This window comes from Jiangella asiatica (genome assembly GCF_004349065.1).
Taxonomy (GTDB): domain Bacteria; phylum Actinomycetota; class Actinomycetes; order Jiangellales; family Jiangellaceae; genus Jiangella; species Jiangella asiatica.
Genome location: NZ_SMKZ01000028.1, coordinates 48951 through 62338 on the forward strand (window position 1 = coordinate 48951; position 13388 = coordinate 62338).

The following is a 13388-nucleotide window of genomic DNA, read 5'->3' on the forward strand; positions in this document are numbered from 1 at the left end:
AGAGGTGTACTGGCCCGTTTGCGGGGCGCCGGCAGCGGCCGACTTGCCTCAGCCGGTGCCGGCGCCCCGGTGGCGAACACGGTCACTGGCCCTGCCGCGCCCAGTAGTCGGCCTGTGCGCTGACGAGCTGGTCCACCATCGTCTCCGGGGTGATCTCACCCGTCATCAGCTGCTTGTTGATCGGCTCGAACACCTCGGTGACGTAACCCGGGTAGTCACCGTCGACGCCGTCGTACACCCGGACGACGCTGGTCTCCTCCATGATCCGCTTGGTGTCGGCGATGTCCGGCGGGGCCTCGAGGTCCATCCGGGTCACCAGCTGCAGGGCATCCTGCGTCAGCGCCGTCATCACGTCTTTACGCGTCAGCCAGGCGAGGAACTGCTCGGCCTGCTCCGGATGCTCCGCGTCCGTGGGGATGGCGAACCCGGTGACGTCGGACTGGGTGAACTGGCCGGCCGAACCCTCGGGGAAGGCGAACTGCCGGTACTCGAAGTTCCCGGTGGTCGAGTTCTTCGTCTCCTGCGGCGCCCAGGAACCCATCAGCAGAATGTCGGACTCACCGGCCGCCCACCGCTCCTGAATCTGCGGGAACTTGGACCCGAACGAACCCTCCGCCCAGACGTCGTCGGCCGGCAGCTGGGCGATCTGCTCCAACGCGGCGGCTACCTGGGGCGAGCGCCATGCCTCCCCGGTCTCGTCGGCGATCAGCTCGCTGAACCCGCCCTCGCCGAGCTCGTTGATCAGCGCGTTCGAGGTCCACACCCCGAGGTAGGCGCCGATGTCGCCGTCGACGGCGACCGGGCCGGAGCCGCGCGCGACCTTCAGGCCCTGGAGCATCGCCATGAAGTCCGGCCACGTCTGTGGCGGCGACTCGGCGAGTTCTGGATGCGACGCGCCGTCGTAGAAGAAGCTGTACGCCAGGGTGATGGTCGGCAGCATGAAAGGCCCGTCGAGCGAATCGGCAGTGATGAGCGACCCGTAGTCGCCCAGCACCTCGCCCACGGTCGCGTTCTCGCCGGGTACCTCAGCCTCGAACACGGCACTGAGGTCTCTGGCCGCGTCGGCGGAGACCAGCGTGGCGCGGATGGCGCTGCTCGACGAGTCCACCAGATCCGGCACGTCACCACTGCGCAGCAGCGGCCGGACCTTCTGCAGCACCTGCCTGCCCTGCCACTCGACCTCGACCTCGATGCCGGTCTCGGCGGTGAAGGACTCGATCGCGTCCTCGAGGACGGCGGCCTGTGGCTCGTCCTTCTCCCACTGCGACCAGTAGGTGATCGTGTCGTCACCGCCATCCCCGCCCTCGGCCGAGGAACACGCCCCCGTCAGTAGCAGGCAGACGCCTACCAGCGTGGTCAGGTACTTCCTGGTCATGGTTGTCTCCGAACTGATCTTCCTCTGGGTCATTGCTCAGTTGCCGATCATTCGGCACTCACAGCGCGTATCCCGTCGATCAAGATCGTCCCGCTATCGCCCCGCAGCCCCACGGCATAGTGGTACTGGCCGCGCTGGTCTGGATCGGCGAAGTCGTCGGTTCCGTTGACGGCGCCCGCGTGTACTCGCTGCCACTGACCGTCGTGCTGGACGTACGCGGTCATCCAGCGGCCGGCGAACACCACGGCGAGCTGGTCGCCCTCATCGAGACGGACCGGAACCTCGCCCCAGCTGCTGGCGCGGTGCCCGTCGGTGAGGACGTCGAACCCGAGGCGTTGCTGCTGGTGGTTGTACCAGAGCATCGCGTAGTTGGTGGAGTCCTTGGCAAGCCCGACGAACAGGCTGTTCTCCCACGGCGTGCGGTGCTCCAGGAATCGCTCGGTGTCCACGATCAGGGCGGTGGTGGAGCCGGTCGCGGCCACGGACGACTTCATGACGGAGAAGAACGGGCCATCGGTACCGACCGACAGCAGCCCGTCCGCAACCGTCGGTGCCGGTGCCGCTTCCCCATCGGTGGGCTTGAGCACGGTGTACTCGCCGGCCGTGTCCGTGTCGAACGCATCGTCGAGCAGCACGTTCGGCATGTTCGCCGACGACGGCTCGAGCGTGTCGTTCGGGGCGGCGACAGACCCGATGAGGAAGTCGCGCCACCACATCCACCCGGATTCGGCCGCGATCTGCGTGCCCACCTGCAGGTCACCATAGCTCGTGCGCATCGTCCACGCCGCGCGGTCCCCGGCGTCGTTGGCGACTGCTGGGCTGCCGGCGACGGATTCGGCCATCAACTGAGCCGTGAACGTCCACGCGTCATCGTCTGGCCCGCCGCCCCCCTCCGGGTAGGTGAACGTGCGTGTGCCGTCGAAGGTCTGCCCCTCGATCAGGTAGCCGTGCTCGGCTTCGCTGGTGCGCGCCTCCTGACCAGTCCCGACATCGACGGTGTCGGTACGCACGGGCTCACCCGCGACCAGCGAGTCGACCCAGTACCTGAACTCGTTGAAGTCCGGCCAGCCATCGGCGAACTCGTTGCGGATCGTGATCTCGGACTTTCCGGCGGTGGCCGATGCAGGTAGCACCACGGCCTGGTCGGCCCAGCGATCAGTGCAGTTCTGCGCCGCCGGCCCCCACTCGGCCACCACCTCGCCATCGACGAGAATCCGCGCGCGCTGCCCGGCGATACAGGCGTCGAGGCGTCGTGTCAGCCGCACACCCTCGTTGTCCGGATCGATGGCGACCGTGAACTGGCTGTGACCTGTGAACGCGCGCCCGTCGTCGGTCACGGTCGACACATTCTGTTCGGCCTTCACCAGCGCATGGTTGGCGGTGCGGGCGAACACGATGTGATCGCCGTCGCCGTCCTGCACGAGCGCCGGGTCTCCGGCCACCCCTTGCGCCACGGTGGCCTGCTCCCACGAGGCGGCGTCCGTGGCCGATCGTCGCTGCACGACCAAGGAGCCCGACGACGTGCGGTAGGCGACGACGACGCGGCCGTCGTCGCTCAGCGACGTCGCGGGGACTCCCTCGACGTCGTCAGCGAGTTCGGCCTGCTCCCACGCGCCGTCCGATCCCAGCCAGCCGTGGACCAGGGCGCCCGAGTCGGCTGTGACGAAATAGTGCAGCGTCTCTGCGGCGGTCTGTAGCACGGGATCACCGGACATACGCTGCCCGCGGAGCGCGACGTTCTGCCACTGGCCACCCGGCGGAAGCCAGGCGTGCACCATGCGGCCGTTCATGAGCCGGGCCAGGACGTGCGCGGTACCGTCGCCGTCCAGAGCGACGTCCGGCTGTCCGCCGACGGCGTTCGCGATCGGAGTGGTGGTCCACTCGTCCTCGCCGGGGACGGCGAGTCGCGAGTGCATCAACGCGCCACGTGGGCCGTCGACGGTCAGGGCGTTGATGGATCCGTCGGCACCGGCGAACAAGACGGGCGCCATCGACACGTGGACGCCGACGTCGGACGTGGCCCACTCGTCACCGTCCGGTTGCCAGGCATGGAGCAGCCCGTCAGTCATCGTACGCACCACGACGTCGAGACGACCATCGTCGCCGACAGCGACTGACGGCTTGTCCTTGACGTTCGAGGCGATCGTGGTCCTACTCCACGGGCCGAGTCCCGGTTCGTCCTGCACCCCGGTGATCAGCTCGTGCTCGGCAGTGGTGACGAAGTAGTGCATGCGGCCGGTCTCGTCGGTCACCATCACCGGGTCACCGGTCACGTCACCGCCGAGGTACTGGTACCCAGGGGCCGCGCCGATGTGTTCTGCGATCTCGCGGAACTCGTCGTAGGACTGCATCGCTCGCGGCGATCCCCACGTGGCCTGGGCCAGGACCCACATCGACTGGTCCAGGTTGCGCAGGACCTCGACGTCACTCTCCATCGGAGTGTTGATCCATGCCAGCCACACGGCGATCTGGGCCCCGAGGACGTGCTGTCGCCCTTCACCTGTGACGTTCTGTCCGCCGGCGAAGCCGTCGACCGTGAACTGTTCGTACATCTCCTGCGGATCGAGGTTGCGCCGGGACTGGTCGTAATAGAGGTGACCGATGTCGGCGTTGATGACATCGTGTCCACGGGCAATGAGCTCGTTGATGCCGAGCAGTCCGGTCATTCCCGCGTCCTGTATCCAGTACTCCACCTGGACGCTCGGGTCCAACTGCACGATGTCGGAATCGCGGATCATGTCGTTCCACACCCGCATGGTGCGCCCAGTGGCGCGGACGGCATCGTTCATCTCATTCTGGAACGACGCGAAGAGGTCATGGGCGGTAGCCGCCGGGCCGAACTGCTCCTTCGCGTAGGCCTGCAGCTGAGGATGATCCATCACGCCGGGGTATGCGGGGTACTCGTCGGATCCCATGTGCCAGATCGGCGACGAGAACACCTCGGCGTACGACAAGGCTAGGTCGATCGCCCACCGCCGGGCTTCCGGGTTGGTCAGGTCGAGCGCAATCGGGTTGAGGGTGCCGTCGGTATTGCGCAACTGATACTCGGGATGGGATGGCAGCACCTGGTTCATGTGCCCGGGCATGTTGAGCTGAGGAACCAGCGTGACGTGGTAGCGCTGCGCAATCGCATCGACGGCGGCCATCTCCTCGCGTGTGAGGCCGTTTCCGTCGACGTACATGTGCGTCTCGTTCAGCTTGAAGTACGACATCTGCCGGATCGCGTTCGTCCACCACTCGATCGAGAAATGCCGCGGCGTGTTGTCGACCAGGAGCCCACGCACGGAACGCTCCGGCCAATCTCGCGCCGTGCCGCCCGGTATTCTGGTCGATTGACTCAGCAGCTGCAGGACGGAGCGCGTCCCGTAGAAGACACCGGCATCGGTCGGAGCCGAGATGACCAGCGTCTCGCTCACACTCAGTAGGTAGCCTTCGTTGCCGAGCTGGTCGTCGGGCGCGGAGCGCATCAGGACCAGGTCACCGTCATGCGGCTCGTCAGTGGTGATGTCAGGCCGCCGGCCGTCGAACGCCTGGAGGTCGTCGGCGAACGTCTCTGCGACCGCCCGCACGGCGTCGTCGTCCTCCGGTACCACGATCCGGCTCCGGCGAGCGTAGGTGAAGGAACCGCCGCCGGGTTGCCACTCCTGCATGGCAGGGATCGTCTGCACGTCCGGCGCCGAGTACGCCGAACTCGCGCCGAACGACGCGGGCGCAACGATGGCGGCCGCCGCGATGAGCGCACCAACGAGTGGACCGATCAACCAACGAGACTGTGTGTACATGTCCGATCCCCTCGTGGATCCCGACTGAACTGCAGCTGAGTGATGATCGAAAGTGCATGAATTACAGGCGAACCAGTCCGGAACAAGCCTATTACGACGTCGTAACACACGAGCTTGGTCACCTTAAAGCGGTCGCGAGAGCAGTGTCAAGGGTGAGCTAAGCTCCGGTTCGTGAGCAGCCCACCCGGCCGGGGCAAGCGGCCCAGCATCAAAGATGTCGCCGCCCGCGCTGGCGTGTCGACCAAGACCGTGTCCAACGTCCTGCACGGGCACCCTTACCTCAGCGACAATGTCCGCGAGCGCGTGGAAGCGGCGATCACCGAGCTGAACTACCGACCGAACCCGGTCGCGCGGAACCTGCGGGGGGGACGCCTCGGTTTCATCGCGCTGTCAGTTCCAGCGATCTCCATCCCCTACTACGCTGAGCTGGCAAGCTGCATCGTGGCCGCGGCACGTGCGCGAGGATTCACCGTCCTGATCGACGAAACAGCAGGCGAGCCGGAACGCGAACGCGAACTCCTCACCGCGATCGGACCGCGGCTGGCCGACGGCGTGATCCACACCCCGGTCGCCATCACCGGAGCGAACATGGAGGAGCTCGCCGAGCACGTCGATACGCCGATCGTGCTACTCGGCGAAGCCGCGTTCGGAACCCAGCTCGACCATGTCGTCGTCGACAACACCAGCGCGGCACGAGAAGCCACGGACCACCTTCTCGGCCTGGGCCGGCGCCGCATAGCTCTTCTCGGTGCCCATCAGGATCTCGCCGAAGACGAACGGCTGAACGGGTATCGGGCAGCCCTGGCCGCGGCGGACATCGAACCCGATCCACGCTTCGTGGTTCCGATCGGCGGCGCCCGGCTTTCCGAGGACGGCGCTGAGGCGATGCGCGTGCTCCTGGCACTCCCCGAACCGCCGGACGCCGTCTTCTGCTACACAGATCTGCTCGCCTACGGCGCGATGCGCGTACTTCTCGCAGCCGACCATCGCATCCCCCGGGACGTCGCCGTCATCGGATTCGACGACCTCGATGTGTCGGCACAGATCACACCCGCGCTGTCCAGCATCGCACCGGACAAGCAAGCGATCGCACATGCCGCTGTCGACCGCATCGTCGCCCGTCTCTCCAATAGGAACCAGCAGCCGCAAACCACCACGATCCCACACCGCCTCGTGATCCGAGCGTCCACCGCCACCGACCAGTGAGCGCGGGCTGAGGATCACCCGTTTCGCTCACACCACCGGCCGGTGTTCGTCGGCTCCACCAGCCGTCCGGTTCCGGGCGACGGCCTGGCTGGCCGCCGGCGAGCCGACGCCACCACTTTCTCGTTCGGCGCGCTGCCCGGCATCAGCCGCTCCAGTGATGCCCGGAAGGCGGCGTCGTCGGCGATGATGACGGTGAGCGAACGCTCGGTGTCGTTGAGCTCGGCCAGCGGTGAATCCGGTGCTTGCCAGGACCTGCTCAGGTGCGACGGTGAACAGGTCGAACCGCTGGTTGCCCGGCAAACGCCATGACTGGAGCCCCGACGACCCCGCCGGCCAGGACCTCACCGCAGTCCGGCCCATCCGCGACGAGATCGAACTCGGCGTGCTGACCCTCGGCCGTGTTCCCAGACACCCAGCCCGGCGTGGCATGGTGCAGGCATGACGCGATCCGGTGACGACAGAGACACGCTGGACGTGCTCGGGTCTGCCGCACGGATAGGTGACAGCGGGTCTCAGGCGGCGAGTGCGACCTGAGTGGTGTTGATGGTCTCGTACTCGATCGGGGTGAGGCGTCCGAGGCGGGCTTGGCGGCGGCGTCGGTGGTAGGTGCGTTCGATCCAGGTGATGATCGCGATGCGTAGTTCGTGGCGGGTGGCCCAGCGTCGCGTGTCCAGGACGTTCTTCTGCAGCAGCGAGAAGAACGACTCCATGGCGGCGTTGTCGCCGGCGGAGGCGACCTGGCCCATCGATCCGATCAGGTCGTGGCGGGCCAGCTCGCGCAGGAACCGCCGGGACCGGAACTGCGACCCGCGATCGGAGTGCACGATGCAGCCGGCCACGTCACCGCCGCGGCGCGTCACGGCGCTGGCCCGGGCGTCGACGGCCAAGTCCGACTTCATCCGGTTGCTGATCGAGTAGCCCACGATCGGGTTCGAGTACACGTCCTTGACCGCGCACAGGTAGAGCTTGCCCTCACCGGTGGGGTGTTCGGTGATGTCGGTCAGCCATAGCTCGTTCGGCCGGTCCGCGGTGAAGTCCCGGCGCACGAGGTCGTCGTGCGAGGGCGGTCCGGGGCGTTTGCCGTTCGTGCCGCGCTTCTTGCCGAACACGCTCCACCAGCCGCCGGCGGCGCAGATCCGCCACATCGTCCGGTCGCACGCGACGTGATCGGCGTCGCGGCCTCGTCACGCAGCAGCCGGTAACCGAACTCCGGGTCGTCGCGGTGGGCGTCGAACAACGCGTTGGCCAGATACGCCTGCGCCAGTTCACGGGCCGTGACCGGCTGGGTGAGCCACCGGTAGTGGGGCTGGCGGGCGAGTTTCAGGACCCGGCAGGTCACCGCGACCGGCACCCGGACAGCGGCGTCGGCGGCGGCAAGATCACGGACCAGCGGATAGATCATTTTCCCGGCAGGTGTGCCTGGGCGAAATAGGCGGCGGCGCGGCGCAGGACCTCATTCTCCTGCTCCAGCAGCCGGTTACGGCGCCTCAACTCGCGCAACTCTGCCGACTCCGACGCGGTCGTCCCGGGCCGGTGCCCGTCCTCCACATCGGCAGCATGCAACCAGTTACGCAGACACGACTCGCTGATCCCGAAGTCCTTCGCGATCTGCGCGATCGGAGCCGCACCACGACGGGCCACGGCCACGACGTCGTCGCGGAACTCCTTGGGATGGGGTCTGGGCACGTTCGACATCCTCTCAGCGGCACCACGCGGCACCACAGATCAGGTGTCACCCACTCGTGCAGCAGACCCCTTCTATCGTCAAGGTTTGTCGTGCCGGTCGATGGAGCGATCCAGCCATCGGCCGTCTCTCATGACCGTACGGCCGACGAATTCGTGGACACCGTTCCAAACCTGGATGCGGCTGGGTTGCAGACGCAGGAAGACGAACATGCCAGCCGGGCGGGTACGCGGGTCCGTGGACACCTTGGCGTATCGCTCGGCGATGTCAACGCTAATGTCGGGGACATCGATCAGCGAAGCGCCGGTGTCGACCATGACGACGTCCGTGGTGTCACCGACAGCGACCCTGGCTTGCGTATTGGATTTGATGTTGGCAACAGTCCTGCTCTTGGTAAACGTCGCGGTGTACAGGGCCGAACCATCCCAGACGTAGGCGACTGGGATCATGTGCGCGCCCCGACCGTCGCTGGCGGTGGCCAGCCACATCTGGAAGCCAGACTCCAGCCGCCGGCGAGCATAGGTCCGCCGCTCGGCCAAACCGCGCGGCACGGGTATCGAGGTGATTTCTGCGTCAGGGAGCACAGCGTTTCCTCACATATACGTAGGTTGGTTCCCCCTGCGGAGGACTTCTACCTCTGAGACGAACGACGTACCGCTCGACTCGACATATCACTGGCAATCCTGAACGGGGCCCGCCGCCGCAGGTCGACATCTTGACTCCTACGAGTGCCGCCCACGTCGTGACGTGACCACGCTTTAGGCGGCGCTGGTTGATTTCTCCGGTGAGTTCTGGCCCCACCCTTGGATGAGTTTTGGCCCCCTACTCTGGGCGGGTCGACAGGTGTTGTTGGAACGAGTTTTGGCCCCACTTGTTGATCTTTCTCAGGGGTCAGGGGTCGGCTGGCCGGGCCAGGACTTCGCCGTGTCGGTGGCCGGCTGCGGTGAACTGCAGGGCGTCGAGGAACGCGCCGAGGCAGGCGGTGTGGTGGTGGCCGCGGCCAGCGCCTGCCGGGGATGGGCGCCGTTGTTCTGTGCTGGCTGGTCGAGCATCAGGGTAGTTCAGTGCGTCCGAAAGGTTGCCCGCCACGTTGGCGGCGGTGATGACCTGGTGTTCCCCGTCAACGACGGCCTGCGCGTTGCATGCCTGGATATAGGCGCCGTCACTGTTCTTCATGATCCGCCAGTCGGATCGGTGAAGTTGGCCTGCGCTCTGGGCTTGGGCCGCGCTGCCGCAGCAGCCTTCCGGCCGGCGTCGGTGACGGCCTGCTCATCGCTGGTGCCGGTGCGATCCCACGGCGGCGTTCCTTGTCGGGGGCATGCTTGCGAGCCTTGTCGGCGGCCTTGGCTCGATCTGCGCGCCGGCGGGTTCGGGGTTGGAGTCCCTGATGGCGCACCACCAGTGACCAGCGGCGGAGTCCCTTGCGGGCCTGCCGCTTCGTCGTTCTCGAGGCCGATCCGATTCGCCCCTGATGAACCGGTGACTACTCGACGAGCTTTCCCTCGGTGGAGACCTCCTGGATGAGGCCGGCTATCACGGTGGGCACCGGTGGGATCTCCTCGCGGACGACCCCCGCGGTGGGTGACCACACGAGGTTGACGCGGAGCGCGGGGTCGAGCTCGGGATAGTCGCTGCGGTTGTGGCATCCGCGTGTCTCGCGGCGCTCGAGCGCTGCTTCGAGCGTCGCCCGGGCGGCCAACGCGGAGGCCTTTAGGTCGAAGGCGTGGGCGAGGTCCTGGAATCCGGCGATGTCGGGATGGATGCCGACGTCGCTCATCCGCGCCTCGATCCGCTCGAGCTCGGCGATCCCCGCACGGAGGCCGGTCTCGTCGCGGACGACGCCGGCGTGCTCGGTCATGGTGTTGCGGATCGATCGCTGCAGGGCGCGCACGTTCTCGCGTCCGTCGGCGGCCAGGAGATCGTCGATCTCGGCGCGGGCCTCGCTCACCGCCTCGGGCGAGCGGCGCTGGGCATCGAGGCCCGCAGAGTGCGCGACGGCAGCCTGGCCCACGATCCGTCCGAAGACGAGCAGCTCGATCAACGAGTTGCCGCCGAGCCGGTTGGCGCCGTGCAGCCCGCTGGAAGCCTCGCCGATCGCGTAGAGGCCGTCGACGTCGGTGCCGTGGTCCTCGGGCCGGACCCAGACGCCGCCCATCGAGTAGTGCGCGGTCGGCGCGACCTCGATCGGGTCGGTCGTGATGTCGAGCATCTGGTACTCGAGCATCGTCTGATAGACGCGCGGCAGCCGGGTCATGATCGTCTCCCGCGGCAGGTGCGACACGTCCAGCCAGACGCCTCCCTTCTCGGTGCCGCGTCCCTCCTTGATCTCGCTGTACGCGGCGAGCGCGACCCGGTCACGGGTCGACAGCTCCATGCGCTCGGAGTCGTACCGCTGCATGAACCGCTCCCCGAGGGCGTTGCGGAGGATGCCGCCCTCGCCGCGGGCGGCCTCGGAGATGAGCGTGCCCGCCGCGTTCTCGGGTTCGATGATGCCGGAGGGGTGGAACTGCACGAGCTCGGGATCGCGCAACCGCGCGCCCGCCTCGACGGCGAGCCGGAACGAGTCGCCGGTGTTCTCGTCGCGGCGGGAGGAGGTGCGGCGCCAGATCCGGGTGTGGCCGCCGGCCGCGAGGATCACGGCGTCGGCATGGATGAGGTACCGCGTGCCGTCGCGAAGGTCGAAGCCGTACGCGCCGAAGACGACGTTGTCGCGGACGAGGATGCGGGTGACGTACACGGTGTCGAGGATCGGGATGCCCAGCTGCTCGGTGCGGCTCACCAGCGTGCGCTGGAGTTCCAGCCCCGTGTAGTCCCCGGCGAACGCGGTGCGCCGGTAGGTGTGCGCCCCGAAGAAGCGCTGCGAGATGCGGCCGTCCGCCTCGCGAGCGAAGGCCATCCCATAGCGTTCGAGGTCGCGGATCCCGCGCTCGGCGCCCCGCGCGACGATCTCGACCGTGTGCGGGTTGGCGAGGAAGTAGCTCTCCTTGATCGTGTCGGCGGCGTGCTGCTGCCAGCTGTCCTCGGCGTCCATCGTGGCGAGCGCCGCGTTGATCCCGCCTGCCGCGAGCGCGGTGTGGGCGTCATGGCTTGGCCGTTTGCCGACAGCGAGCACGTCGACGCCCTGCTCGGCGACCTCGATGGCCGCCCGCAGTCCCGACCCTCCCGTGCCGATCACGAGCACCGTGGTGGACAGCTGCCGTTCGCTGGTCGATCCGCTCATGCCTTCCACGCTAGGTGCGCTCGGCTGATTACTCCAATGCATTGTGCGTCTCATGTTCATGCCGTTACGCTATGGACATGACTCTCGAGCAGCTGCGCGGCTTCGTCGAGGTCGCCCGGCTCGGCCACTTCACGCGTGCCGCGGAGCACCTGCACCTGGCCCAGCCCTCGCTCAGTCGGCAGATCTCGACGTTGGAGCACGAGCTCGGCGCGGAGCTGTTCCACCGCGCCCGCGGCCACATCGCGCTCACCGCGGCCGGCGAGGCGCTGCTGCCGCTGGCCCGGCGCATGCTCGCCGACGCCGATTCCGTGCGCCGCGAGATGGCCGAGCTCGCCGGGCTGCGGCGCGGGCGGGTCCGGCTGGGCGCCACGCCCACCCTGTGCATCAGCCTGGTCGCCGAGGCGGTCAGCGCCTTCCACGGCGCGCATCCGGGCATCGACCTGCACCTGACGGAGGGCGGCTCGCGCGCGCTGATAGACGAGCTGGCCGGCGGTGCGCTCGACCTCGCGCTCATCACCGCGTCGGAGGGACCGCCGGTAGCCGGCGCGAGCCTCACCCGCACTCCCCTGCTGACCGAGGAGCTGGTGGTCATCTCCTCCGCCACCCGCCCGCCGGTCACCACGCGGTCGACCATCGGCCTGCCGGAGCTGGCCCGGCTCCCCCAGATCGCCTTCCACGAGAGCTACGACCTGCGCGCGGCGACGGAGACGGCGTTCCGGGCCGCCGGGCTCACGCCGTCGGTCGTGCTCGAAGGGGCCGAGATGGACGCGGTGCTGCGCTTCGTCGAGCGCGGCTTGGGCGTCGCCGTCGTCCCCGCGATGGTCCTGCTCGACCGACCGGGACTGCGTTCGGTGCGCCTCACGAGCCCGAGGCTGACCCGCACCGTCAGCCTGGCCCACCGATCCGACGTCACCCCCACCCGGGCGGCCAAGGCGATGCGGCAGGTGATCGTCGCCACGGCCGAAGCGCTTGCGTCACGCGGCCCGGCGACCACACGCCTCATGACCCGGGCCCTCGAGGTGCCGCCCATCGCCCCCTGACTGACGCCGGTCAGCGCCTTGCCACAATCCAGGGGAGCCCGTATACCTGTGCATACAAAGCCTCCGCGCAAGAAAGGGGTGGCTTCATGAATGGTCAGGTCACGGACTGGCCGGATGGCTCGTGATGGGTGAGCACGTCGCGATCCTCAACGACTACCAGCATGTCGCCCTGGAGTCGGCGGACTGGAGCGGTGTCCAGAACCGGGCCGAGCTGACGGTGCATCATGATCCGTTCACGTCCGGGGACCAGCTCGCCGGTCGACTGGCCGGTGCCAGCGTCGTCGTTGCGATGCGGGAGCGAACCGCCTTTCGTCGCGAGGTCCTCGAGCGTCTGCCGGCGCTCAGACTCCTTGTGACCACTGGCATGCGAAACGCGTCGATCGACATGGAGGCGGCCCGAGAGCTGGGCATAACGGTGTGTGGGACCGGTAGTGGAGGCTACGCGACCGCCGAGCTGACGTGGGGCCTCATCCTCGGGCTGTTGCGCCACATCCCCGCGGAGCATCAGGCGATCACGGAGGGCCGGTGGCAGACGCGCATCGGGGACACCGTGCGGGGCAAGACCCTCGGCATCGTCGGCCTCGGGCGCCTCGGGTCCAGCGTGGCCCAAGTCGGTCTGGCGATGGGCATGCGGGTGATCGCATGGAGCCACAACCTGACCGAGGAGCGGGCGCAGGAGTGCGGCGCGCGGCGCGCGGGGAGCCTGACCGAACTGTTCGAGCACTCGCACGTCATCAGCATCCACACGGTCTCGTCGAAGCGGACGCGCGGGATGATCGACGCGGACGTGCTCGCGCGAATGCGACCGGACGCGATTCTTGTCAACACCTCGCGCGCACAGATCGTCGATCAGCAGGCGCTGCTGATGATGCTGGAGTCGCGCGCCATCCGCGGGGCCGCACTCGACGTCTTCGAAACCGAGCCGCTGCCGGCGAACAGCAGGTTCACGAGGCTCGACAACGTCATCCTGACGCCCCACATCGGCCATGTCACCCGCGACAACTACGCAGTGTTCTACGGCGATGCCGTCGAAGACATCTTCGCGTTCTGGGCTGGTGCTCCGGTGCGTGTGCTCAACTGA

8 protein-coding genes and 2 pseudogenes are annotated in these 13388 nt (G+C 67.7%); 4 read left to right on the top strand and 6 right to left on the bottom strand.

What is annotated here, in order from left to right; all coding sequences use genetic code 11:
- Nucleotides 1–82: 82 nt before the first annotated feature.
- Nucleotides 83–1375: an ABC transporter substrate-binding protein gene (locus tag E1269_RS18970; protein ID WP_162606504.1), complete on the bottom strand. Its 1293-nt coding sequence runs from the start codon at nt 1373–1375 to the stop codon at nt 83–85.
- A 47-nt stretch (nt 1376–1422) separates the two neighbouring features.
- Complete coding sequence (locus tag E1269_RS18975) at nt 1423–5265, bottom strand: DUF8189 domain-containing protein (RefSeq protein ID WP_131897371.1); 3843 nt, start codon at nt 5263–5265, stop codon at nt 1423–1425.
- A gap of 63 nt (nt 5266–5328) precedes the next feature.
- Between E1269_RS18975 and E1269_RS18980 the strand changes: the two genes are divergently transcribed.
- Nucleotides 5329–6363 carry a LacI family DNA-binding transcriptional regulator gene (locus E1269_RS18980; RefSeq protein ID WP_131897373.1) on the top strand — a complete coding sequence of 345 codons (1035 nt, stop codon included), beginning with the start codon at nt 5329–5331 and terminating at the stop codon, nt 6361–6363.
- Nucleotides 6364–6405: 42 nt separating this feature from the next.
- A complete protein-coding gene (locus E1269_RS18985) occupies nt 6406–6672 on the top strand; it encodes a hypothetical protein (RefSeq protein ID WP_131897375.1) in 267 nt (88 codons plus the stop codon).
- A 203-nt stretch (nt 6673–6875) separates the two neighbouring features.
- Here E1269_RS18985 and E1269_RS18990 read toward each other — a convergent pair.
- The 4 genes and pseudogenes from E1269_RS18990 to E1269_RS19005 all read right to left on the bottom strand — a co-directional run bounded on the left by E1269_RS18990 (nt 6876) and on the right by E1269_RS19005 (nt 11267).
- Nucleotides 6876–8049, bottom strand: a pseudogene (locus E1269_RS18990) (IS3 family transposase).
- 78 nt (nt 8050–8127) lie between these two features.
- Entirely contained in the window at nt 8128–8631 is a 504-nt protein-coding gene (locus tag E1269_RS18995) for a pyridoxamine 5'-phosphate oxidase family protein (protein WP_203433883.1), read from the bottom strand.
- Nucleotides 8632–9039: 408 nt separating this feature from the next.
- A pseudogene (locus E1269_RS19000) lies at nt 9040–9395 on the bottom strand (hypothetical protein); the annotation flags it as partial.
- A gap of 135 nt (nt 9396–9530) precedes the next feature.
- Nucleotides 9531–11267 carry an L-aspartate oxidase gene (locus E1269_RS19005; protein WP_131897423.1) on the bottom strand — a complete coding sequence of 579 codons (1737 nt, stop codon included), beginning with the start codon at nt 11265–11267 and terminating at the stop codon, nt 9531–9533.
- Between the two features lie 77 nt (nt 11268–11344).
- Here E1269_RS19005 and E1269_RS19010 point away from each other — a divergent pair, with 77 nt between their 5' ends.
- Both E1269_RS19010 and E1269_RS19015 read left to right on the top strand, forming a co-directional pair.
- Nucleotides 11345–12307, top strand: a complete 963-nt coding sequence (locus E1269_RS19010; RefSeq protein WP_131897377.1) for a LysR family transcriptional regulator — start codon at nt 11345–11347, stop codon at nt 12305–12307.
- Nucleotides 12308–12431: 124 nt separating this feature from the next.
- The gene (locus E1269_RS19015) at nt 12432–13388 is read left to right on the top strand and encodes a D-2-hydroxyacid dehydrogenase family protein (RefSeq protein WP_131897379.1); all 957 of its coding nucleotides are present in this window, start codon (nt 12432–12434) and stop codon (nt 13386–13388) included.